The sequence below is a fragment of the Pseudomonas sp. WAC2 genome (assembly GCF_030403525.1).
GTDB lineage: Bacteria > Pseudomonadota > Gammaproteobacteria > Pseudomonadales > Pseudomonadaceae > Chryseomonas > Chryseomonas luteola.
This window is the reverse complement of sequence record NZ_JAUEPD010000011.1, coordinates 111,154-135,767: the sequence shown is the minus strand read 5'-3', so window position 1 is coordinate 135,767 and position 24,614 is coordinate 111,154. Positions and strand designations below refer to the sequence as shown.

Annotated in this window: 16 protein-coding genes and 1 pseudogene; 9 read left to right on the top strand and 8 right to left on the bottom strand. The window is 52.7% G+C overall.

The features are described from left to right. Positions 1 to 81 precede the first annotated feature (81 nt). The 3 genes from QWJ10_RS21295 to QWJ10_RS21285 all read right to left on the bottom strand — a co-directional run bounded on the left by QWJ10_RS21295 (position 82) and on the right by QWJ10_RS21285 (position 2,888). Positions 82 to 1,065, bottom strand: a complete 984-nt coding sequence (locus tag QWJ10_RS21295; protein WP_289929606.1) for a DMT family transporter — start codon at positions 1,063 to 1,065, stop codon at positions 82 to 84. Positions 1,066 to 1,226: 161 nt separating this feature from the next. Then, a complete protein-coding gene (locus tag QWJ10_RS21290) occupies positions 1,227 to 2,210 on the bottom strand; it encodes an MDR family oxidoreductase (RefSeq protein ID WP_289929605.1) in 984 nt (327 codons plus the stop codon). A gap of 45 nt (positions 2,211 to 2,255) precedes the next feature. Continuing rightward, complete coding sequence (locus QWJ10_RS21285; RefSeq protein ID WP_289929604.1) at positions 2,256 to 2,888, bottom strand: TetR/AcrR family transcriptional regulator; 633 nt, start codon at positions 2,886 to 2,888, stop codon at positions 2,256 to 2,258. 449 nt (positions 2,889 to 3,337) lie between these two features. Between QWJ10_RS21285 and QWJ10_RS21280 the strand changes: the two genes are divergently transcribed. From QWJ10_RS21280 to QWJ10_RS21265, 4 genes and pseudogenes are all read left to right on the top strand, one after another. Continuing rightward, a complete protein-coding gene (locus QWJ10_RS21280; RefSeq protein WP_010798745.1) occupies positions 3,338 to 3,763 on the top strand; it encodes a GNAT family N-acetyltransferase in 426 nt (141 codons plus the stop codon). 277 nt (positions 3,764 to 4,040) lie between these two features. Next, positions 4,041 to 4,562 carry a cysteine hydrolase family protein gene (locus tag QWJ10_RS21275; RefSeq protein ID WP_289929603.1) on the top strand — a complete coding sequence of 174 codons (522 nt, stop codon included), beginning with the start codon at positions 4,041 to 4,043 and terminating at the stop codon, positions 4,560 to 4,562. Positions 4,563 to 4,902: 340 nt separating this feature from the next. Then, positions 4,903 to 5,058 (top strand): annotated as a pseudogene (locus QWJ10_RS21270) (general stress protein); the annotation flags it as partial. A 459-nt stretch (positions 5,059 to 5,517) separates the two neighbouring features. Then, positions 5,518 to 6,426 (top strand): chemotaxis protein CheB, encoded by a 909-nt coding sequence (locus tag QWJ10_RS21265; protein WP_354669637.1) that lies wholly within the window; start codon positions 5,518 to 5,520, stop codon positions 6,424 to 6,426. A 109-nt stretch (positions 6,427 to 6,535) separates the two neighbouring features. Here QWJ10_RS21265 and QWJ10_RS21260 read toward each other — a convergent pair whose 3' ends face one another. The 3 genes from QWJ10_RS21260 to QWJ10_RS21250 form a co-directional block, all read right to left on the bottom strand. Continuing rightward, complete coding sequence (locus QWJ10_RS21260; protein WP_289929602.1) at positions 6,536 to 8,566, bottom strand: hybrid sensor histidine kinase/response regulator; 2,031 nt, start codon at positions 8,564 to 8,566, stop codon at positions 6,536 to 6,538. A 713-nt stretch (positions 8,567 to 9,279) separates the two neighbouring features. Further along, positions 9,280 to 10,344 carry a hypothetical protein gene (locus tag QWJ10_RS21255; RefSeq protein ID WP_289929601.1) on the bottom strand — a complete coding sequence of 355 codons (1,065 nt, stop codon included), beginning with the start codon at positions 10,342 to 10,344 and terminating at the stop codon, positions 9,280 to 9,282. A gap of 380 nt (positions 10,345 to 10,724) precedes the next feature. After that, positions 10,725 to 11,885, bottom strand: coding sequence for a hypothetical protein (locus tag QWJ10_RS21250; RefSeq protein ID WP_289929600.1), 1,161 nt, complete (start codon positions 11,883 to 11,885; stop codon positions 10,725 to 10,727). Positions 11,886 to 12,170: 285 nt separating this feature from the next. Here QWJ10_RS21250 and QWJ10_RS21245 point away from each other — a divergent pair, with 285 nt between their 5' ends. Continuing rightward, complete coding sequence (locus QWJ10_RS21245) at positions 12,171 to 12,500, top strand: DHCW motif cupin fold protein (RefSeq protein ID WP_019364622.1); 330 nt, start codon at positions 12,171 to 12,173, stop codon at positions 12,498 to 12,500. 567 nt (positions 12,501 to 13,067) lie between these two features. On the opposite strand, the gene QWJ10_RS21240 is transcribed toward QWJ10_RS21245, so the two are convergent. Both QWJ10_RS21240 and QWJ10_RS21235 read right to left on the bottom strand, forming a co-directional pair. Beyond that, the gene (locus tag QWJ10_RS21240) at positions 13,068 to 14,276 is read right to left on the bottom strand and encodes an SGNH/GDSL hydrolase family protein (RefSeq protein WP_289929599.1); all 1,209 of its coding nucleotides are present in this window, start codon (positions 14,274 to 14,276) and stop codon (positions 13,068 to 13,070) included. A gap of 535 nt (positions 14,277 to 14,811) precedes the next feature. Further along, on the bottom strand, positions 14,812 to 15,564 hold the full coding sequence (locus tag QWJ10_RS21235) for an SDR family oxidoreductase (RefSeq protein WP_122043989.1): 753 nt from the start codon (positions 15,562 to 15,564) through the stop codon (positions 14,812 to 14,814). 248 nt (positions 15,565 to 15,812) lie between these two features. On the opposite strand from QWJ10_RS21235, the gene QWJ10_RS21230 reads away from it, so the two are divergent. The 4 genes from QWJ10_RS21230 (at position 15,813) to pbpC (ending at position 24,599) form a co-directional block, all read left to right on the top strand. Next, positions 15,813 to 16,607: a DeoR/GlpR family DNA-binding transcription regulator gene (locus QWJ10_RS21230; RefSeq protein ID WP_289929598.1), complete on the top strand. Its 795-nt coding sequence runs from the start codon at positions 15,813 to 15,815 to the stop codon at positions 16,605 to 16,607. After that, a complete protein-coding gene (locus tag QWJ10_RS21225) occupies positions 16,604 to 16,993 on the top strand; it encodes a VOC family protein (RefSeq protein ID WP_289929597.1) in 390 nt (129 codons plus the stop codon). Before QWJ10_RS21230 ends, QWJ10_RS21225 begins: the two co-directional genes overlap by 4 nt. Positions 16,994 to 17,291: 298 nt before the next feature. After that, the gene (locus QWJ10_RS21220; RefSeq protein ID WP_289929596.1) at positions 17,292 to 22,241 is read left to right on the top strand and encodes an alpha-2-macroglobulin; all 4,950 of its coding nucleotides are present in this window, start codon (positions 17,292 to 17,294) and stop codon (positions 22,239 to 22,241) included. Positions 22,242 to 22,268: 27 nt separating this feature from the next. Next, positions 22,269 to 24,599: a peptidoglycan glycosyltransferase PbpC gene (gene pbpC / locus QWJ10_RS21215; RefSeq protein ID WP_289929595.1), complete on the top strand. Its 2,331-nt coding sequence runs from the start codon at positions 22,269 to 22,271 to the stop codon at positions 24,597 to 24,599. The last annotated feature ends 15 nt before the right edge of the window (positions 24,600 to 24,614 follow it).

Sequence of the window (24,614 nt, the reverse complement as noted above, 5' to 3'; positions counted from 1 at the left end):
CATCAGGCATAACCTCACAGGTTCTTTCCAGTAAATGAAAATCAGCAGATTCAGAGGGTATGAAAACCAAGGGACTGCTCCTCAAGCGCTTGGCTTTTCATCCTGCATTCTGGCCTTTTTTTGCCCTTTTGCTGAGAAAATAACCTGCACTGCCAACACCGCTCCCATCAGCACGGTCATGATTCCTAATGCCTCATTCCAGGACGGTAAGCGGCGCTCAAATGCTAGAGCCAGCACGGCTGCAAACAAGGACTCTAAGGCAATCAGCTGACCTGAAAGCACCATTGGTAAATCACGACAGGCCCTGTTCCATGCCCAGGCTCCAAGTAAAGAAGAGAAAACTCCAATCAGGAAGGCCCAGCCGTAAAGGGTACCTGCACTGGCAAAGTCGTATCCTTGGTGAGGAAAGTGAAAAAGACCAAAGGCCTGTGCCAAGGGCATTAGGACTAATAGAGCCAATGCACTTCCCACCATCATGAGGCCAGTCCAGACGCCTGTCGCGCCGGGAGAAATCTTTTCCAATGAGCTTTGGTTTAAAAAACTAAACACTAGCCAGAGCATCACTGCCGCAACCGAAAACGCAATTCCAGTCGACACCGATGCGCTCTCGTTCAGTGGATGCTGAAGACTGGTCAGATTGATCAACAGCAACCCAAAGGCAAGAACACACAAGGGCTGGGCCAGTCGACGCCATGCCAATACTTTGGAGTGCACATTGCCTAACAATGCCAGTAATACCGGGACCATTCCGATAAAGGCAGGGGTTAAAACCGGACCTCCAAACTGAACACCTGAAGCAATAAGGGTGCTGTAACCGAAATAGCCCATGGCACCCAATCCGGCGGCCATGTATCGCAACGGCCATGACAGCATGGAAAGATGGGCGCGGTTGATAGCAATTAATACAATGCCAATTACCCCTACGATCAGAAATCGAGTGGCAAGGAAATCAAATATGGTATAGCTCCCTGTGATATAGGGAACGATAAAATTCAGTGCCCAACACAGGGTCGCGAATATCGCAAAGGCGATCCCAGTCACGAGCCGAGAGGTAAGCCCTTTCATTAAAATCCTTGAACCAGATTATGACTGGCTTATGTATCTAAAGGCCGCTATCAACGCTTAGGTGGATCTACACATGGAGCCGGTGGCGCTCAGCAATAGTTGGTCTCTAAATGCATCATCAAGCACTTGGGCACCAGACAGGTAACATCCACCAAGCCCTCCTAGCGATTCACGTTGACGACAAGCCGCCCGCGTATCTTGCCCTGAAGCAAATCAGTGGACGCAGTAATAGCCTCCCCTAGCGTAATTTCGCGTGTTATTTCAGACAGCATAGATAAATCGAGATCTGTCTGCAGGCGGTTCCAGGCCTCCACACGCCGCTCGTAGACCTGGGTGACGCTATTGATACCTAGCAGACTTACCCCGCGAAGAATGAAAGGCGCTACGGTTGCGGGCAGATCCATACCTTGTGCTAGACCACAGGCGGCTACCGCTCCTTCTGCCCGAGTGGCAGCACAGACATTTGCAAGCGTATGGCTACCCACCGAATCAATAGCTCCAGCCCAGCGCTCTTTGGAAAGCGGACGGCCCGGCTCAGACAGTTCGTTGCGGTTGATAACCGATTGGGCGCCAAGCTTTTTAAGGTACTCGGACTCCTCGGGCCTCCCTGTGGCAGCAATGACCGAATAACCGTTACGAGCGAGCAGAGAAACGGCGAAACTACCAACGCCACCATTAGCACCTGTTACCAGGATGTCTCCTTTATCAGGTGTGATTCCATGTCGCTCCAGCGCCATCAGGCAAAGCATGGCAGTGTATCCGGCAGTACCGATTGCCATGGCCTGGTGTTCGTCGAGCCCGGACGGTAGCGGGATCAGCCAATCACCCTGTACGCTGGCCTTTTGAGCCAGTCCACCCCAATGGCTTTCACCAACGCCCCAGCCATTGAGCAGCACTCGGTCTCCAGCCTTGTACCGTGGATGGGTACTTTCCTCAACGATCCCGGCAAAATCTATTCCAGGCACCATGGGAAATTTGCGTACTACAGGGCTATTCCCTGTTATAGCCAGTCCATCCTTGAAATTCAGCGTGCTATAGGAAACACGCACCGTCACATTCCCTTCAGGAAGCTGATCTTCACTCATGTCAGCCAGCCGAGCGTTGTAGGTTGATGCATTTTTGTCGATGAGAATTGCTTTAAACATCATGTCTCCTATTTAGACCGATCGTTTTTAATCAGGCAGCAGCAGTTATGCTTTGATGCCATTCAGAAAACCCTCGATAAAACAGTCGAGAGGCTGCACCGTCTGAGACAGTCGTGCACGTAGCACAGCGCCTTCCCAGCCAATCCAGAAGTAAGCAGCCCAATCATCACAATGACATCCAGACCGCAGCTGTCCCCTCTTTGCTGCCTCACGAAGGCAGTCAGCTAAACGCCGTTGCCAATCAAGCAAGGTCGCTTCTAGCTGGGAGCGAAAACTATCCGGCAGAACGAGTACTTCCTGTCCAAGATTGCCAACCAAACAGCCTCGTCGAAACTCGTACCTGGCCATACCGACTTTGGCATCCTCTACAAAGTTCTTTAGCCGCTGTATGGGATCAACGCTTTCATCCAATAACCAGCGGTCAAGCTTACGCGCGAAGTAAGCTGCGTAGCGCCTGAGCACTGCCTGCCCAAAGGCTTCCTTGCTATCGAAATAATGATAAAACGAGCCTTTAGGCACCTGTATTCGTTTAAGGACTAAGTCAATGCCTGTGGCGGCAAAGCCTTGCTCGGTAAAGATTTCCATACCCGCATGGATCAAAGCGTCACGCGTATCGGCGTGCTCTCGGGGAATCTTAGGTGGCCGACCTCGGCGGGCCGGTAAGGTACTGGTAGTCATGCTCCCATATTAGACCGGTCGTCTTTAAAGTCAATTTAGACTACTGGGAAGTTATTTGCGCTTATGAAATAAGGCAGACGCCTATTCAATGGCTTTGCATGCTATGGCTATCCGTGCACCTGTATCGTTTTAACTTTATTCATCAGGGATGTACCTAAGACTATAGGGGCCGAGGCTTAGGTATGTAAAAACGGCAGGGGCGCGGCGATAAGCATGACGTTGATAAAGCGTTGTGCTGACGTTGTCAGCAGTCTCAAAGAAAGCAAACTTCTTTAGATCCGAACACATACTTTTATGCCAGCGCGGCAGTTACATAGGCCATTGCCACGAGACGGCTACTTCCCTTGCACAGCTACACTCAAAAAATACACGGCCGACCTGGTACGATCTGTTTAAGCTTTAAAGCCTTAATGTATGGGTACCACAGTCAATATCGAAAGGATGAGCTCATGAGTGCGCGTATCGAGATTGCAATTAACCCAAAAGAAAATGAGCGCTCGGCTATCCTTAAACCCTTACGGGCTCATAATCATTCTAAAGCGGGTGATCCGAAACCAGAGTCAATCGCGCTACTAGTCCGCGATGAGAACACCAATGAAGTCATTGGAGGGCTCTATGGGGAAATATACTATCGTTGGCTATTCATCGAGTTGCTAGCCATACCTGAGGAAACAAGGGGCCAAGGCATAGGTTCACGCCTGGTGAACATGGCCGAAGACGTTGCGCGTGAAAGAGGTTGCGTCGGAATCTGGCTCGATACTTTTGACTTTCAGGCACCGGGTTTCTACCAAAAACATGGCTTCACTGAATTTGGTCACCTTGATAGTTTTCCACCGGAGCATACGCGCTTCTTTTTTCAAAAAAGATTGTCCTAACGTGCTCATTTTTTCCTTGAAGCAAGCACACCGAATAAAGATTCTGTCCAACCTTGCTGATGGCAAAGTGTCGGTATTGCTGACATTTGCAGCAGTCACTATATTCAAGACATGCATATAACTCAGCTCACCTCGACCGCTACCACCACGACCGCTATAGGCGGGCCGTGCAAGGTGTCGTGAGCAAGAGATAGCGAGCGAATCCAAAGGCCCCGCCAGCGATGGTAGGGGCTTTTTATTTGTCCTTACGTCACTGGCCAACGTAAGGACATAATCCATGCACGCACTCTTGATCCTCGATATGCAGGTAGGCCTGTTTCAAGGTCCAGACAAACCCTGGCTTGGTGATCGTCTACTTTCCACTCTAAATGACCTTATCTATCGAGCTCAAAAAGCGGGCTCTCCCGTTTTCCTTGCGAGGCATACAGGCCCTGCTGGTAGTTCGATTGAGCCGGGTAGCCCTCTCACTCAATTGGTAAATGCACTGGCTCTTGAAGGCTCCGAAATTATTTTCGATAAAACCAGGCCCAATGCGTTTGCTCTTACCAATCTGGCCGAACAGCTCCGATCAAAAGGCGTTGATACTGTTGTAATTGCGGGCATGAAGACTCAGTACTGTATCGACAGTACCTGCCGCGCAGCACGGGACCTAGGATTCGAGGCTATCCTTATAGAGGATGGACATACCTGCTCAGATACGTCAGTGATGAGCGCTAACGCTATTATTGACCATCATAACGCGACACTCGTGGGTGCCTTTTGCCAGGTCATGAAAGCCACAGAATGCGAGTTCAAATAAGCAATCTGTCCATTTGGATAGGGTTGCAGCGGGTTTATACGGCTCGCTGCAATGCTCCAGTGCCTGTCGTCACTGGGGTATACCTCTGAGGCTGCACACTTGGCTGAGCTGCATTTACGGTAATACCTCTTAAGCGAGGCTGATAGGGCCGCGTACTTTGATGTTCCTCGGAGTGCTTTCTAGAATCTGTTACTTACCCCTTATCCTATAAAAAGGGTATACCCAACTTTTAAGGAACTCCGTACAGCCTTTTCCCTTCCGATCTCTTGAAGGGTGATTGTTCCGATCAGCCAGGCAAGTCCTAACCATTGTGGAGAAAGACATGACAGCTAAAAACGACAATCCAGGTAACTTCGCTAACGACCGTGAGAAAGCCTCTGAAGCAGGCAAGAAAGGCGGTCAAAACAGCGGTGGCAACTTTGCCAATGATCGCGAGAAAGCCTCTGAAGCGGGCAAGAAAGGTGGCGAGCATAGCCATGGCGGCGGTCGTCAGTAAGAGATGACACGAGCGGGGGCATAAGCTCCCGTTCTGTTATGAATCTATCCGTCCCCTGCTCTCGGCTCAATAAAGCCTGCCTTTCTTAGTCTTACCGCTTAAATGCCTTTAAAGCCTTTTGCTCTCGCTTTTTTCCGGCAGGAATTTGCTCATGCTGTCTCGCAAGCCGTTATCAGGATCTGAGATGGAAGAAGAGGCTGGGCTTGTATCTGAGCTATTTGGCCGAAATCCGATGTGCATGCTCGCTGAGTTGAGTGTTCGTAAAATGAGCAAGGCTTAGGTTGTTGCGCACGGCAGGCCAACTCTCTGGTCCTAACCCTTATGTCCCAGCAAGGAATAAGGCCGATGAAATTGGATGCCGATATACGTAACATCGTAGTGATTGGGGCCTCCGCTGGAGGGGTCCAGGCATTGACCACACTATTCTAGAGTCTTCCTCCTGTCCTTCCTGCCGCGTTCCTGGTAGTTCTTCATATACCCGCTTATGCACCCAGCGTGCTACCCGAGGTTCTTTCTCGCGTGACACAGATGCGGGTTGTGCCTGCCGATGACAGTCAGCCGCTCGAAGCTGGGAGCGTCTATGTGGCTACGTCAGATCGTCACCTGATGCTTGAAGAAGAAGGGCTACGTGTTACACGAGGCCCGAAGGAATGCCGGGTACGCCCAGCGATAGACGTTCTATTTCGCTCAGCCGCGGTCAGTCATGGTGCACGTGTAATCGGTGTCATTCTTACAGGGGCGCTTGACGATGGAACCGCAGGTCTCTGGGCGATTAAAGACAGAGAGGGCTTGGCTTTGGTACAGGATCCATCCGAGGCGATGCACGAATCAATGCCTGAAAGCGCCATAAAGCATGTGAAGGTTGATTTCATAGGCCCTATCGAGGCACTGGCTCAGCAGATAGTTAGGGCTGTGGGCACGCAGATAGATAGGCAGCATGCCCGTCCCGCCAGGGAAGGACACGTGATTGAGAAGCTGATTGAACTCAAGGGCAACGGCCTCGAAGCGGGTGTAATGTCCCTGGGTGCAGTATCAAAATATACTTGTCCCGAGTGTCATGGCGTCCTGGTACAGATCGAAGAAGGTTCTATTATCAGGTTTCGATGTCATACCGGACACGCCTTTTCGATGAAAACACTCATTGCTGAGGTTAACGAGGCCATTGATAACGGGCTCTGGGACACCTTGCGTGCGGTTGAAGAACGCATCGTCCTGCTCAGGCAAATGGCCGAGCTTGCAGACCGCGCAGGCTCGCACGATGAGGCTGCGCAGTGCCGCTATCAGGCAGACGAATCGGAGAAGCGGCTACAGCCGCTACGTGAGCGGGTACTGGACTCAGGCTTTTTCGGCCATGACCAGATGGGGTAAAGATAGCAAAACGACTCTGTATAGAGCTGGTCGCATGAGAGCCAAAGCCTGCTTAACGTTATGGGCAGCGATGTACAAACTGCCAAGCCATCTTTTGGTCAGTGTCAGCTTATGGGGCCTTCAAAATTTCCTTGATTTTGCTGGCAAGTGCTTCGATTGCAAAAGGCTTGGTAATAATTTCCATGTTGGGTGCAAGATAACCGCTCACATTGGAGCCTTCCGCATAACCGGTCGCAAAGAGAACCTTCAGGTTCGGTCGGCTTAGGCGAGCAAAGTCAGCAAGCTGACGTCCATTCATGCCTGGTAGCCCTACATCAGAAATCATCAGATCAATGCGCTGATGGCTTTCTAAAAGAGGGATAGCCTCTTGAGCATCTGCAGCTTGAAGCGCCCGATAGCCTAACTCATCCAGTACCTCTACGATGAGCGAGCGAACCACTGCCTCATCTTCAACGACCAGTACGATCTCACCACTTCCTAACGGTGCCACCCTGTTTTTCTCTGCCGGCAACGTATTTGCGTCACCTTTATGGCAGGGCATATACAAGTGAACACTGGCTCCATTTCCAGGCTTAGAGAGAATCTGAACAGACCCTTTGGCCTGTTTCAGATAGCCATACACCATGGACAACCCTAGCCCTGTCCCTTGACCGATAGGTTTGGTGGTGTAAAAGGGCTCGAAGACCTTAGCTAACACATCAGGCGCCATTCCCATACCGGTATCCGTTACCGTCAACTGTATGTATTGGCCCTCCTTGAGCTCAGCCCATCTGGCCTCCTGGTCACTCTCTACGTCGAAAGCGGCAGTCGAAATGGTGATAGTGCCGCCGTGCGGCATAGCATCCCGTGCATTGATCACGAGGTTAATCAAGGCGCTCTCGAGTTGATTGGCATCCATACAGGCCAGAGGAAGGCCTGCGCTTAGCGCTGTTACGACCTTGATATTTTCCCCAGTCGTACGATTAAGCAGGTCCTCTAACGAGGCTACCAGCTGGTTGACGTCAATCGCCTTAAGATCCAGTGTCTGACGCCGAGAAAAAGCCAGAAGGCGCTGAGTGAGCGCTGCCGCCCGTTGGGCCGAGGTTACGGCTGCGTTTATATAGCGCTCATCATCCTTCGAACTGCCGGCACTGTGGCGCCGTTGCATCAGCTCCAGGCTACCAATGATCCCTGTGAGCAGATTATTGAAGTCATGGGCAATACCGCCGGTGAGTTGCCCCACTGCTTCCATTTTTTGGGCCTGATGGAGTGTTTCTTCCACACGGGTACGCTCGGCTACCTCGGAGGCAACACGCGCTTCCAGTGTTTCATTGAGCTCACGCAAGGCGTTCTCAGCGTGCTTTCGAGCACTAATATCCACGCACGTACCTGTTACATACGATGGATTGCCTGCGGCATCCCTGAAAACATTACCTTTACAGACCAACCATCTTTCGTCCTGGTTACGCTGTAGCCGAAACTCAACTGTAAAATTGCCACCTTGCATACATTGAGCAAAGGATAGGCGTACCTGCGCCTGGTCCTCTGGATGTACATAGCCTAGAAAGCGCTCTATAGCATTATGGGTAAGGGTATCCGGCAGTTTGAACAGCTGTTGCAGCGCGCTATCAAAGTAGAGCCTGTCTTCATCGATATACCAGTCAAAGATACCGGCTTCAGATGCCAGCAGGGCAGCACGAAAACGCTCATCAACAACCTTGAGGTTTGAATTGGAGCGTTGTTGTTCGACAACCTGCTCCGTCACATCCTCGGTCTGATGGATGATGTAGATGACCTCGCCCTTTTCATCCAGCACAGGCGTATTAAGCGGACTCCAGTAGCGTACTTCAAAGCCCCCACCCTGCGCTGCTGGCCGAGGAATATCATACTTGGTGATTGCCATGCGATCAGGCGCTCGGGTCTGTACCACACGCTCTAGCGAGGCGCGTAATACGCCTGCACCAAATTCTGTCCGCTCTTCGGGATTTCTTCCGAATACCTCAAATACCGACCGCCCTATGCAGTCCTCACGCCGCGTATTGGTTCCCCGCAGCCGCCCTTCGTTAGCAGCCAGCATGATGAACTCCGGACCTCTAGACAGGACCAGTACAAGGTGCGGAAGCGCTTCGAATAATGTCTGAAAATTTAGCTCTTGTTTCATCAAGACTCGCACTTGTGCAGAGATGAGCCAAGTAATGCGCCTGGATTTAGGCATTGCATTAATCAACCCGGTGTACTTGGCTGACCTTTAGAACGTTGCTTGTCAGGCCTTTAACTATCGATAGGGAAATCAGCGGTCAGTTCATTCATGCCGATAGCTGCACGAAGAAGCAGACAGGGCTAAGGAAGACATGACATCGGCACCTCTTGATGACGGGAGGAGCACCAGGTCTATCGCCACCTGCAAACGTTCCGTTGATAAAGAGCTTGTCATCCAGGATCTCGCCTGTATTGAAATCTCGCTCCTTGCCTTTAAAGAATCGGCTCTCATGGGTCTTAACAAACCTGACTCCGCTGCATCTGCCCCCGTAGGAGCCATTTGGGTTGAAGCCGATGGAGTCGTCCACTGCTATCTTTATGAATGATTAAGCTCTAGATATTAGAGAAGAGCAAAAAACCTAAAATCGTTTATTGAACAGCGTAACGACAAAGATAGCCTAGCCGTTTCTAATGATTGCTTAGAACTATCCTTGATCTGTAGATAGGTTGCTGTTCTTATAGGTATATCTTATTGTTTACTCTGGAAAAATTATTATGAATAAGGCATCAGGAGTAAGCGTCGAGGAAACAAAAAGCCTATCAAATGATTATGCTTACAACTAGAGTGGCAATTTATAAGGCTGATGCCACATGAGTGACATCAGCCTTCGTGTGTTACTGCTGAATAACAGAAGCAATATTACCTGTACCGTTTTGCGTAACAGTAGCTAAGTTATTTGCTATAAACGCGTCTGTAGGCCAATGCTGCGAAACTGAGGCTTGGTTTGAGGAGCCAATTTGAGTAATGCTGCTAGTGTTATAGATGCCATTCTGACTGATCTTAGCTAAGTTACTGTCCCCTTCTTGTGCTAGGTCAGTCCTAGAGCTATCACCAGACTGAGCTATATCTACTATGTTGTCATTACCAATGGAATAACCATTAGCCCTGCCAGCACGAGTCTCCTGGTAAATGCTCAGCTTATTATTGTTGCCCTGTTGGGAGAAGCCTGTGCTGCTTGATCCACCACTATGATTAATTGTCGCTGTGTTGGCATGGCCCTCTTGCGACAGTGATGTAAATCCAGCCGCATCTCCACTAGTGCCTCCCTGGTTAACAGTAGCAACATTCTGATTGCCGTCCTGAGAGACATGGACCGACCCGGGCATGTAACCCCCGCCTTGATTGACAACAAGTATATTGTCGTCGCCCGTTTGAAAGAGCTGGGCATCTACTGCTGAGCCCTGCTGAACAGTCAGCTGGTTATTGTTACCAACCGTACGCGCTTCCAGGTTACCGCCTGTAAGAGCATCGCGTTGCTCAATGTTATATGTGTTGTTATTACCTTCCTGATATAGCGTGGCGTGATGATAACTGTCCTGGCTTAACGTTAGTGTATTCGCTTCGCCGAGCTGCGTGACAGTAGCACTTTGATCGTCATACTCCCCACCCTGTTGATAGACAGAGGCCGTATTACCGCTACCGGTCTGGCTGAGGTCTATGGAATTGTTAAACCCTTGCTGAATGGTCTCGGCAACGTTTGCGTTACCGTCCTGAAGGACAGCTGATCGGTTATTGTCGCCCGTCTGATTCTGAGTAGCTTTATTGTTCTCACCACGCTGATCGAGTGTTACCTCGTTGTTGTTTCCATCCTGTAATTGCGTAGCACTATTATTAGCTGCGACTGCAGTACCACCTAGTGAAACCAGAACGATAAAGGCGAGAGGTTTGAGCTTGAACATGACAACTTTCCTTGTGAGGCCATAGGGAGTTAGCTAAGTACGAGACATAGCTAGAAAGCTATAGACCACTTCTGAAAGAAGCGCCAAGCCCTGGTGCGCTGGTAGCCCCTTATGCGTTGCTCATACATAAAGGCCTATACTGCCTTGATTCAATGGCTCCTTCACCTCCATCGCGGCCAAAGACTATAACGGCAGAATCTAAGTTCTAAGTGTAGTCGCTGGGTATACCCTAATGACCCTATAAAAAATCATTGCCAACGAACCACAAGGTAGGTTCTTAGAAAATAGAGGAACTGATAAAGATCTATGGTTGAGCCGATAGCGGCGGCTCATACATGCTGTAAAGCTGATGCCACTTATGTGGCATCAGCTTAGATGCGTTACCGTTGAGTAATAGAGACTATATTGCCCATACCCGCTTGCGTAACAACAGTCGTATTTCCTTGGCCGCCTGGGTTGTATTCCTGAGTTTGACTGATACTAACTCTGTTACCCTCACCGTTTTGTCTGACCGTAGCGGAATGATCTGCTGGGTCAAATGTAAGATGGCCGCTTTGTAACAGAGTAATCTCGTTAGCGCTGCCAAACTGGTTAACATCGGCATAATTATTACTGTCAGCCTGATCGATAGAGAGCAGGTTGCTGTCACCTTCCTGAACATATGCAACGGTTGAGCCTTCGCCACGGTGATCTATATCGACAGCGTTGTTATTACCAACGGAACGCCCATAAAGCTGGCCACCTATCCCTTGCGAAACAATTGCATTATTGCCATTGCCTTGCTGACTGAGGTTTGCGGAGTTAAGACCTCCCTGGCTAATTGAAGCCGAGTTAGCATCGCCTTTTTGATAAAGGGCGACACTGTTCTGCCCGTAACGGCCCCCACCATTAATCACATCAGCCAAGTTATTGTTGCCATTTTGACTGATAGTGGAATCTGCTCCGCCCGCTCCCCCAAAGCTCTGCCCCAGAGTTATCTGGTTACTGTTGCCCGTCTGCTCTACTTGCGCGGTTACGTAGTCAGTCTGAGAAACCGTCAGCTGATTATTATTACCCGTTGTAGTAGCAGTCAGAGTGTTATCACCATATACGCTTCCCTGATGAATATCATAGGTATTGTTGTTTCCTTCCTGATATAGCGTAGCGTTATTTGTGTAAAAACTTCCTTGCTGCTCAAGCTTTACAGTATTGCTGTCCCCTGATTGAGTTACTGATGCAGTGTGGCCTGCTTGCAGCTCAATATAATCGGGATGTTGATAGACAGAGGCAAGATTCCCATTACCGCTTTGATTAACATTGACCTCACTGCCATAGCCCTCCTGAAGAGTTTCTACGGAATTATTGTTCCCGCTCTGCACAACGGCAGACCGATGTGCATCACCCGTCTGGGTCTGTGTTGCCGTATTGCCTTCCCCGCTCTGTTCGAGCGTGACTTCATTATTATTTCCATTCTGTGTCTGGGTTGCGGTGTGGCTAGCAGCCAGTGTGGTACCCGAGATAGCGAAAAGGACAGCTAGTGCCAGAGGCTTTAGCATAAACATGAGGTACTTTCCTTGTGAGACCAAAGATTTCGATTCGCTAAGTCGAAAGACGAAGCTAGAAATCTATAGACCAGCCTTATCAGGTCAGCAAATGGATGAATACCCATTCAACTAACGGGCGGTGATGCATGGTCATTACGTGTAGTCGCTGAGGCATACCCCAGCGACTACAGATCTTTAACTGGCTAGCATTCGTTATTGGTTGATTGGACTAGCTAGATTACGATTACTCGCCTTAGGTGCTGTAACGTCATCCTCTTCCTGGGACCAGCTGAGACAAAACTCATGCAAATTGCCAACATACCTTTTGGAACAACTGACTGGTCTACGATTGAGCCGACAACCCATCCTGGCGAAACCGGCTCGGCTTACTGGCGTACCCAAACCTATGGTTCCATCCGAGTACGAATGGTTGAGTATAGTGCTGGCTACCTAGCAGACCATTGGTGCTCGAAAGGTCACATACTGTTTTGTCTTGAAGGTGAACTACAGACTGAGCTTGACGATGGTCGTCAATTCACTCTTAAGCCAGGCATGAGCTATCAGGTCGCAGATAATGCTGAGGCACACCGCTCTTACACGGCTAGCGGAGCAAAGCTCTTCGTGGTCGACTGATGAATGCTCATAAGATGTAACGAAGCCAGGACGATAGCTATTCATCATTAGGGTGTACCCGAGCAGTAACAGCTGCTGGCTATCGTCCAGGTGTAGCAATAAATGGCAGACTGACTTAACGACTACATCGCTTATTTGCAACACCTAACCACTACACTTGATATGCTAAGCAATTACCTACTCCTGCCTTGGAGCTAGCGCCAATAATTTAGCCGTCAACCGGTCTCAAAAGTCGCACCTGCTGTCTTTCACGACTAATCGAGATGGTGGATCGCAGCCTTTTACATCATGCTTTTCGTACAGATAGCAAAAACTGCCAGAGCATCTAGTGCTCAATAATTAAGGTGTGAATACCAGTCTCTAACCAGTACCAGAACAACAAGGAGTAACCATTAAAAGGCACTTAACGTATTGATAGCGATAACGGCATAACAGAAGCTATAAGCTATCGACAGAAAGGATGACGCATTTAATATTCCCTTCAAGTAATGGTCTGGAAATGACAGGTCTCCATAACTGCCTGCAAGCAAGAAGCCTTTGTGAAAGGCCTCTTGCTATACACCCCTGTTACTTGAGCCAATCCAGATTGACGGCATTAGCCATTGCAAGGAAGCCAGTCTCGTTGGGGTGAATATGGTCGCCCGAGTCGAACAAGGGGTTCAATCGGGTCGGTCTTTTCGGGTCACGCATGGTTTTGTCAAAATCGATAACCGCATCATAGGCCCCGCTTTCACGAATCCACTTGTTTACTTCCTGACGCTTGGCCTCGCCCTGCCGGGTGTAATAGCTGCCCCCTTCATACGGTAGAAGCGTGGCACCAATTACCTTTAGACCATGGGTTTTCGCACGGGCAATCAGCTGCTTGTAACCTGCAATGATCTGCTTGGCGCTTACCTTTTCCCGAGAACCGGGCAAATCCGAATAGCCAATGTCGTTGATGCCTTCGAGTAATATCAGATGCGTAACGCCAGGCTGCGCGATGACATCTCGATCGAAGCGTGACAGTGCGCTTGGCCCCACCTGCTCGTGCAGGATGCGGTTGCCGCTAATGCCGAGATTAAGAACACCCTTGGTATTGATATCGGACCGGTTCAGCAGGCGGCGAGCCAGATAGTCAGTCCAACGGTTGTTTGTATCTACCGCGGCATTGAGACCATCTGTAATCGAGTCGCCAAATGCGACAACAGCTGTGGTGTCCTTATGGGTCAGAATATCTACACCCGTTAGGAAGTACCATGAAGTGCTGGTCGACTTTGTTTGTAACGCGCGCGCTTTCGTATGGTTGCCGGACGTAGAAATATAGTTGGTCTGCTTGCCCAACGTATGTACGGTTTTAGCTTCGGTCTGCTCTGGTAGATAAAGGCTGATAGCCAGATCGGCTTGTGAAGAGAACCGCATGTCTACAGGATCGCTGTACATCACCGCTCCAGGCGGGATTGTCGTCGAGGATATTCCTCCAAACGTCAAGGGCCGGTCTGTATCAGGGTTGATGGTGTTCTTACCAGCACTCAATGCAACCCGAGCCTCGCCAATCACCAGCGGAGTCTTGCCCAAGGCATTGGATAAGCGAACTCGAAACTTATAGCCTCCAATAGAGGTATGAACGATCTGGCGTATCGTCTGATTGTTCACCCTGACAACAGTCTCTTTTGAGCCGGCAGAAGCACCGTTGGCTTGCGGAGCCGCGGCCCAGCTTCCAACCCAATGAGGACTTTGCGGCTGAGCCGCCAGCGAATAATTACTCGCCATCAGAAGCGCTGCCGCCAGGGTGGACATTGACCACCGTTTTAGGGATTTCCTGTGAGGGGCTGCAAAAATATTAGCGTTATTTTTAGTATGGAATTCAACCACGTTTCGTTTCCTGCTTTTCTATAAACCCGACCAACGCTAGACGCTAAACCCGCTCCTGTCCAAAAACGCGGCTGCGCTTGTTCAATAAAGTAGTGCTATTTCAATAAATTAGCTTCGGTTTACCTGAAGCAGGCAGCTCATGCTGGATAAATTGATTAATCGGCTGGCTGTACAGAGTTAATGCTGGTCGTGGCAGAAAACGATAGTTAGCATGAGTCAACCTACAAAACACTGATAGGTTACTTTTTTTCGCAACATCATGATGACCGATGCGAATGCGTGTCTTTGTGTCTCTCTTAACCTAGCGCCACGACAAAGAATTATGCGGTAGGTTGAATAGAACACTTCCCTCTGGAATGTCCTACTGAAGCGACACCTAATCTAATGCACTGATCAAACAGGTACAACGTCGCTCCAGATAGGCTACTTAAGGCTTTATAGGGCCTGACTACTTCTGTTCCTAATACTGAACACCCTGGGTCAAACCTCCATCCACGAGTAGGTTGGTACCCGTCGTAAAGCTTGCAGCGCGGCTGGCCAGGAAGACCGTGGCCTTGGCTACTTCTTCTGGCGTAGCCATACGCCCCATCGGGTTGGCAGCCAGGCACTTCGCAAATGTTTCAGGAGCATCACGCTCAATGCTGCCCCAAACGCCCTCTTCAAAATAGACGTTGCCTGGCGAAACGGTATTTACACGGATTCCATCAGAAGCATGTCGTGCTGAAAGGGTTTTTCCATAGTGAATCAAGGCTGCCTTCAATACACCGTAGGGCTCGGCAAACATGTCCACTTCTCGGCCCGAGACACTAGAAATCAATACTACGGCAGCAGCGTCGGAGATCTTTAGATAGGGCAAGGCTGCGTTGAAGAAACTTACAGACCCCAGCAAATCCGTTTCGAATGCCTGCCTCCAGACACTAAGCTCTCCGCCGCCAGCAAGAGCACTCACATTCGGCACGATGATGTCCAGGCCGCCCATTCGCTCTGCTGACTCAGTGACCCAGCGCGCTACTTGATCTGAGTCGGTAACATCCACCACGCGCCCAAATACCTGATCACCCAGTGCTGCCTCTGTCTGTGAGACACCGGCTTCGCTTCTGGCACAAAAGCCAACCCGGGCACCCTCTGCAACGAAGCACTCGACAATGGCCCGACCGATGCCACGAGATCCGCCACTGACTAATACTTTTGCGCCTTCGAGCTCAAGGTTCATAAGCTGTCCTTTTAGATAGTTGGGTTTAGGTTCGATTAAAAGCTGATGCCAGTATAAAGCGCCAGCTCAAGGTGAAGGGGAATACGGCTGCGCAGGACTATGCTTTGAATGATACGTGGCTATCAACGCTTTCGTACGTAAGCGATTCCCGTGACCACTAAAACATGCATAAAACACGAGTATACAAATATTATTTGCATGTTTATCCTTGTTTGCACACGATTGAAGCCTCGAACGATTACACAATCATGCCTATTCTTAAAGATATTCTTCCTCAAGAACGTCAGTCCGTGATTCTCCAGCGCCTGGATTCTCAAGGGCGGGTCATCGCAGCGGATCTGGCAAAAGAAATGAACGTCTCTGAAGACTCGATTCGCAGAGATCTACGCGAGCTGGCTCAAAGGGGACTGTGCCGTCGAGTGTATGGGGGCGCTTTGTCTGTTGCCCCTGACCCCGGCCCGTTAAATAAACGTATTCAAAACAGCACACCTATCCTCTCGGTGCTGGCCGAAGCAGCGGCAGCATTGGTCGGTCCAGGCCAGACGATTTTTCTGGATGCAGGCTCAACCAACCGGGCAATTGCATTGGCCCTTCCTTCACAGACCAACCTCACAGTCATCACCAACGCGCCCGCTATTGGCGAAGCGCTACTGAGCAGGCCTGGGATAGAGACGATCCTGATCGGGGGCCGCCTCAATTCAAAAGCTGGTGGCAGCCTAGGGGCAAAAGCACTGAGGGAAATTCAGGCTATTCACGCAGACATTTACTTCATGGGGACCTGCGCGCTCAGCTTTGAAACGGGCGTGACGGCATTCAACTTCGAGGAAGCGGAGCTCAAGCGCGCCCTGGTGAATGCGGCCAACGCTACGGTTATTACCCTGTCTGCCGATAAGTTCGACACCCTGGCGCCCTATCAGGTGATCCCCAGCGAGGCGATCGATCATTTGGTGATTGAGACAAACAACCAGGTCGAGCCGCGCCTGAAGGCATTTCGAAAATCAGGCTGCTCGGTACAGACCGTACACACTGAGGAGGCGCTATGAAGATTGCACACGTTGCCCTATGGACACTTGATCTTGAACGGGCCGCCGATTTCTGGCATCAGACGTTTAGCGCCCGCATCGGTCAGCCTTACCACAGCCAGACCAACAAAGGCTTCATTTCTCGCTTCGTCACTCTGAAGGACGGACCGACTATCGAGCTGATGACGCATCCGAGACTGAGCCAAGCCACCATTTCTTCAGACACGCCTCTAACAGGCTGGGCCCATATCGCCATCTCGCTGGGATCGGAAGACGCCGTCAGGAAACTTGCTGAGCATATGGACGGCGAGCAAGCGCTAGTATCCGCGCCACGCTGGACGGGCGATGGCTTCTTCGAAGCGGTAATCCGGGATCCCGATGGCAATCTAATCGAAATAACGGCCTGATCGTTTGATCTTCTTGGCCGTGCTGCTGAATATCAACAATACCGCTAGCTTATGGCTTACACATTCGGCCTCGTTTCTTTAAACAGCGAGGCCGGTTTCCAGAAGCCGTCTCAAGAACCTAAGCACCTCAGGATCTCTCACACCGGGTAGCCTCGATGCTTTACACAGTGGCACGTATCAACTAACAACCATCCTTTAAAAGCAAAAATAAAAATAGTTAAGCCTTGGCGCGTAAACCGTATTCCTGCCACGGTCAGTCGGAGTATGATCCGCGCCCCGACCTGTTAATGGAACTAACATGCGCCTCAAAGGGATATTACTCAGCGCGATTCTGTGCCTGCTTGCCGCCTGCGACGCCTCTCAGGATGCGCCAACGGGATCTACATCCAAGACCGCGCCTGAATCATCCGGATCGCCTGCATCTGCGGCTATTGATGCTAAAACAGCCGAATCGGCACCGGTATCAAAAACTCAGGACATTGCCCAGACCGCCGAGCGATACGCTGGCCGAGCATTGACTGTGGTTGACGCCTCTGAGATTCAGCTGGACGGTGCCAGCACATTGTCGGTTACGTTTTCAGTCCCCTTGCAACGCGAACAGGCATTTCATCAGTACCTTCATCTGGTAGACAAGACCGCCGGCCCGGTTGATGGCGCCTGGGAACTGTCGGATAACCAGATGGAGCTGCGGCTGCGCCATTTGCAGCCCAAGCGTGAGCTTACTCTGACCATCGATGCGGGCCTCAAAGCCATCAATGGCAACGCGCTGAATGCCCCTTACACCACTTCACTCAACACGCGAAACATTACCCCAAGCGTTGGCTTCGCCAGTCGTGGCTCACTCCTGCCAACACGACTGGCCGAGGGGCTTCCGGTCATTGCCCTGAACGTCGATAAAATCAATGTCGACTTTTTTCGCATCAAGCCCGATGCGCTGCCAGCCTTCCTTGCCAGGTGGGGTAATCGAGCCACAATGGGGTATTGGGAGTCGAGCGAAATACTGCCAATGGCAGAGCTGGTCTATACCGGCCGATTCAACCTGTCACCCAAGTTGAATACCCGGGAAACCGTACTGCTGCCCCTGACTGGGATAGAGCCCCTCAAAGAAAGCGGCGTTTATTTGGCCGTGATGCAACAGGCCGGCAAATACGACTATCAACAGTCGACTACGCTGCTGACGTTGAGCGATATCGGCTTATCGGCCCATCGCTATAGGGATCGGATCGATGTCTTCACTCAAGCTCTAAATGGCGGACAGCCACTGGGCAAGATTGCCATTCGGGTACTGGATAAAGACAGTGCAGTTCTGGCTGAAACCCAGACCGATGCCCAAGGACATGCGCAGCTTACCGTCAACGGTAACGCACGCGTACTACTGGCTCAGCATGACGGGCAAACCAGCCTGCTGCGACTGGATAACCCCGCATTGGATCTGGCTGAATACAAGATCGATGGCCCACGGCAACAGCCTCAACAGTTCTTCGTGTTCGGGCCTCGTGACCTATATCGACCCGGTGAGACCGTGCTGCTGAACGCACTGTTACGCGACGGAGACGGACATGCGCTGCCACCACACCCGGTCCCGGTCGAGGTTCGTCGCCCGGATAACCAGACGAGCCGTCGCTTCGTCTGGAAGCCTGATGCAAATGGTCTTTACCAATATGAACTGCAACTGGGCGAAGAAGCACCCACCGGCCGCTGGCAATTGGTCATGCAGGTAGACGGGGCTACGTCTCAACTGTATGAGTTTTCCGTCGAAGATTTCCTTCCAGAGCGCATGGCGCTTGAGCTCAAGGGTGAAGACGCGCCGCTGGCTCCCGATGAACCATTTGAAGTCAGCGTGACCGGCCGCTACCTGTACGGAGCACCCGCGAATGGCAATACCCTCTCCAGCCAGCTGTATGTCAGACCACTTCGCGAAGCCGTGGCAACCCTGCCGGGTTATCAGTTCGGCTCCATTACCGAGGCCGACCTCAGCCAGGACCTTGACCTGGATGACCTGACGCTGGATACCAAAGGACGCGGACTTCTTTCCCAAGATACCCGTTGGAGCGAAGCACGCTCGCCCCTGCAGTTGCTTTTGCAGTCCAGCCTGCAGGAATCAGGCGGCAGACCGGTGACACGTCGTCTTGTCCAACCGGTCTGGCCCGCTCAACACCTTCCCGGAATTCGCCCTCTATTCAATGACGGCGAGGTCGATGCAGATAGCCAGGCGGGCTTTGAGATCGTTATGGCCAACGCGCAGGGTAAGAAACTACAGGCCAGCCAGCTACGGGTCCGTTTGGTCCGTGAACGAAGGGACTATTACTGGGGTTTTTCTGATGATGAAGGCTGGAGTAGTCGCTACAACGAAAAAGCAATCACCATGTCTGAAGAGACAATTGATGTTGCGGCAAACGACTCAGCGAAAGTCAGTTTTCCTGTGGAATGGGGTCCTTACCGGGTCGAAGTAGAAGACTCCGAGACCGGCCTGATAAGCAGTGTTCGGTTCTGGGCAGGCTATCGGTGGCAGGACAACACCGATAACGGCAGCGTACGGCCTGACCAGGTCAAGCTTTCGCTCGACCGCCCAGCCTACACCTCAGGCGATCAGGCCCATATCACTGTTACGCCTCCTACGACAGGCAATGGTTATCTGCTCGTGGAGTCCGCCGAGGGCCCGCTCTGGTGGCAGCCTATCGACGTTCCAGAAGGCGGCAAGACGTTTGATGTGCCCATTGCCAAAGACTGGTCTCGTCATGATCTGTATGTCACGGCGTTGGTTATACGCCCGGGTGAAGCCAAGACAGGTGTTACCCCCAAGCGTGCGGTAGGCCTGCTCCATCTCCCGCTGGACCGTGAGGCTCGTCGCCTGAACCTGACGGTGAATACACCTGAACGCATGGAGCCAGGCCAGCCGCTAAAGGTCCGCCTGCAGGCACGCAACGCCGATGGGTCGATTCCTCAACAGGCGCGCGTTCTGGTATCGGCTGTGGACACCGGTGTTTTGAGCATCACTCGATACACTACCCCGGACCCCTTCTCAGCCTTTTTTGGCCGTAAGGCCTACACGGCCGATCAGTTCGATGTGTATGGCCAGCTGATCGAGGCAGGCCGTGGCCGCCTGGCAGCCCTGGCTTTTGGTGGTGACGCGGACCTGTCGGCCGGTGGCAAGAGGCCCCCTACCAAGGTGAAAATTCTCTCTGAGCAGAGTCAGGCAGTAACCTTCGATGCAGAAGGTAATGCCGAGGTAAGCCTGCCGGTCGAGGATTTCAACGGTGAGCTGCGCGTCATGGCTCAGGCCTGGACAGAAGATCGGTTCGGGGCGGGTGAAAGCAAGGTCACTGTTGCGGCACCTCTGGTGGCTGAGTTGGCTGCACCTCGCTTTCTTGCAAGCGGTGACGAAACGGCATTGGCCCTGGATGTGACAAACCTTTCTGGACGCGCTCAGCAGCTAACGGTCAAAACCGAGGTATCAGGACGCCTGACTTTGCAGGAAACCGTCGACAAACCTCTGGCCTTAAAAGAAGGGCAACGCGTAACACTCAAGGTACCGGTAAAAGCGCTTGGGGGTTACGGAACAGGCAAGGTTACCGTGCGGATCACGGGGCTGGTTATGCCAGAGGGTAGCTCGTCGCTGTCTCGCGACTGGACGCTAGGTGTTCGCCCGGCCTATCCGGCACGCCGTGACCAATTCTCTGTCGCGCTGGACGGCAGCACACCCTCCTGGAGCTTACCGGCATCAGTGCTTGAAGCCTATGCTCCGGAAACTCGGGAAGCCATGCTGGCAGTATCCAGCCAGCCGCCGCTTAATCTGGCCGAGCATATCAAGGCACTTGAGGCCTACCCATACGGCTGTCTCGAACAGACCACTAGTGGGCTTTACCCCTCTCTTTATGCGGACGCCGAGTCACTCAAGCGCCTCGGCATTCAGGGTGAGCAGGAGAGCGACCGCCGCCGCAAGATCGAGGTGGGAATCGATCGACTGCTGGGAATGCAGCGATACTCGGGCGGCTTCGGTCTCTGGAGCGCAGAAAGTTCAGAAGAGTACTGGCTGACAGCGTATGTCACTGACTTCCTGCTACGGGCTCGGGAGCGAGGCTTTGCTGTACCCACCGAACCTCTGAACAAGGCAACACAACGGTTGCTGCGCTATCTGCAAGACCCTAATCAGATCGATGTAGGGTATAGCGAAAACACCACACATGACCGCTTTGCCGTTCAGGCCTATGCGGCTTATGTACTGGCACGCAGCAAACAGGCACCGCTTGGCGCACTGCGTAGCCTGTTTGATCGCCGTGAAGCTGCAGCGTCCGGCCTGCCCTTGGTCCATCTTGCCATTGCCCTGCAGCGCATGGGTGATAATGATCGGGCAATGCAAGCGTTGACGGCTGGACTTGCACAGGTTCGCGCCTCAAAGGCCTGGTTCCATGACTACGGTAGTGTCTTGCGTGACGAGGCGCAGATTCTGGCACTGCTCGAAGAAAATGACCTGGCGGCAAACCAACGTACCCAGCGCCTATTCGCGCTGGCGGAGGAATTGTCCACTCATCGGTGGTTGTCGACGCAAGAGCGAAACTGGCTGTATCTCGCGGGTCGCTCGATCATGAGTAAACCGGCCCAGCCCTGGAAAGTCGAATTGACCCTGGCGGGAGCCCCGCGCGAACTGGCCGATAACCGTGACGTGACACAGCACATCGATGGTGCCGAGCTCAATACACCGCTTTCGGTACGCAACACGGGTGATGCAGTGGTGTATCAACACCTGACTGTGACGGGTTATGGGATGCAGGCGCCGGCGCCTACCAGCGAAAACCTGAGCATTGAGCGCAGCTATCTGGGGATGGATGGCCGTCCGGTCAACCTGTCTCAACTCCATAGTGGCGAACTTGTGCTTGTGCACCTTGCCGTACGGGCTCATCAACGTGTACCCGATGCGCTGGTGGTCGACCTGCTACCGGCAGGACTTGAGCTGGAAAACCAGAACCTGGCACAAAGCGCAGCCAGCCTGGAAGACGCCGGCAGCAACGTTCGTGAATGGGTAAAGGCGATGCAGAACGGTACGCTCAAGCATCAGGAGTACCGGGATGATCGTTATGTTGCTGCCGTAGATGTCAACGGCTATGGCACCACGCATCTGGTATACCTGGCGCGGGCCGTTACACCAGGACGCTACCTCGTGCCGCCACCCCAGGTGGAGTCCATGTATCGCCCTGCCTGGCAAGCGCTGGGTGCTACCCCTGATCAACTGGTTGTTCTGCCGCGTTAAGCGGCAGACCTCCCGAGCTGTGTAGCCATGAAAAAAGGCCTGCACGCCGCAAAGTACTGGTCTCGTCTCGCGCTGAGCCTTTTTTCAGTGCTTGCTGCAATGTTATGGCTGGCTGACCAGCTTTGGCCACTACCTGTACCTGACGATGGGCTTGCCCATGTCATTCTGGCCGAAGACGGCGAGCCGCTCTACCGGTTCGCTGATGGGCAAGGTATCTGGCGCTATCCCGCTACGCCAGATACCGTTTCGCCTTACTACCTCGACGCCTTGTTGGCATATGAAGACCGTTGGTTCTATCAGCACCCCGGTATCAACCCGGCTGCGCTCGCACGTGCCGCTTGGCTGAATCTCTCAAGCGGACGGGTCGTCTCGGGGGGTAGTACGCTATCGATGCAGGTTGCCCGCTTGCTGGAGCCACATTCGCGGACTCTCGCCGGAAAACTTCGCCAGCTGCTTCGGACCGCTCAGCTTGAGTGGCATCTGTCCAAACGGGAAATCCTCACGCTGTACCTCAACCGCGCGCCCTTCGGCGGCACATTGGAAGGGGTTGCCGCAGCCAGCTGGACCTATCTTGGCAAGTCACCTGTTAACCTTACTCGTGCCGAAGCAGCACTACTTGCGGTATTGCCACAAGCGCCCAGTCGTTTGAGGCCGGATCGCTTTCCCGAACGAGCACAGGCGGCGCGAGACAAAGTGCTCGCTCGACTGGACAGCGAAGGGGTATGGCCTGCCAAAGCGGTAAAAGAGGCGATGGAAGAACCTGTGTGGCTGGCGCCCCGGCAATCGCCTGACCAGGCACCGCTGCTGGCTCGTCGGCTGAATACGCCAGGAGAGTCGCCAGCGATCCACACGACCATCGACATTGCCTTGCAACGGCGCCTCGAATCGCTGCTCCTTGATTGGCGGGCCCGTCTACCGGAGCGCACTTCAGCTGCAATTATTGTGGTTGATACCGGGAGCATGACGGTAAAGGCATACCTGGGCTCTGTCGATATCACGGATGATCGTCGGTTTGGCCATGTCGACATGGTGTCAGCCATACGATCACCCGGCTCCACGCTCAAGCCCTTCCTGTATGCCCAGGCGCTGGACGCAGGTCTGATCCACTCGGAATCCTTGCTGCAAGATGTCCCTCGACGCTTTGGCGATTACCGGCCCGGGAATTTCTCTTCAGGCTTCAGTGGCCCTGTCGCTGCAAGCGAGGCGTTACATCGGTCGCTCAATCTCCCTGCGGTGCAATTGCTCGAGGCCTATGGCTCCAAGCGGTTTTCCGGTGAACTGCGTAGTGCAGGCGTCCCGCTCTTTTATCCTCGAGGCGCTGAGCCCAATCTCTCATTGATACTGGGCGGTGTCGGCGCGCGACTGGAAGACCTGGTCAGCGGCTATAGCGCCTTCGCGCGCGAGGGAAAGGTAGCCCGCCTGCGGTTTCGTCCAGAAGAGCCTGTGATGGAAAGACGGTTGATGTCGCCCGGTGCTGCCTGGATCGTTCGGCGTATGCTGGCCGACCGCTCAGATCCCCTCTTGGATGAAGCCCAACTGCCTCCAGCGCTGGCTTACAAGACGGGAACCAGCTATGGCTTTCGGGATGCTTGGTCGATCGGCATTACGCCAGGCTATGTGATTGGCGTGTGGATCGGTCGCCCTGACGGCACACCGGTAGCAGGTCAGTTTGGCCTTGCTTCAGCCGCCCCGCTGCTGTTTCAGGTCAACGATATATTGCTCAATCGGGATACTCAGCGAGGACGTCTCTCCCCCATACAGACCAGACCTGCAAGCGTCAGGGTAGAATCCATCTGTTGGCCTGGGGGGCAACCGCTTCCGGCCGATGATGAAAACTGTCGAGTCCGACGTTGGGCTTTCACGCTGGACAAACAGACGCCCCCCACAATGCAAGCCCCTGACCAGCCCTTGGGTCAGGGGCTGGATGAGACCTATTGGGTCAATGAGGCAGGCAAGCAGGTGGCGCCATCATGTTCTGGCGCACGCCCGGTACGTTTCCTGGCTTGGCCTGCGTCCCTCGAACCTTGGCTGGCCGCGCGCGAGCGCCGCACGTCCCGTCTGCCATCAATCGATTCGAACTGTGCGCCTACCCTTGGCACTGCAGCCAGTCCGTTACAGATTACCGGGCTACGTGATGGTGCACGATTACAGGCGCCTGCCGGACAATCCGAGCCCGTTTCCATCACCGTAACCGCGCAGGGTGGTGAAGGTTCACGCTGGTGGTTCGTCAACGGCGAACCGGTGGCAGAGCAATCGGAACAATTGAGTTACACGTTTCCCAGGCCGGGAGCTTACGAGATCAGCGTACTGGATGATTCCGGGCAGACCGAGCATGTGAATGTAACTGTAGTGCGGTAGCGGCTTTATGCCTTA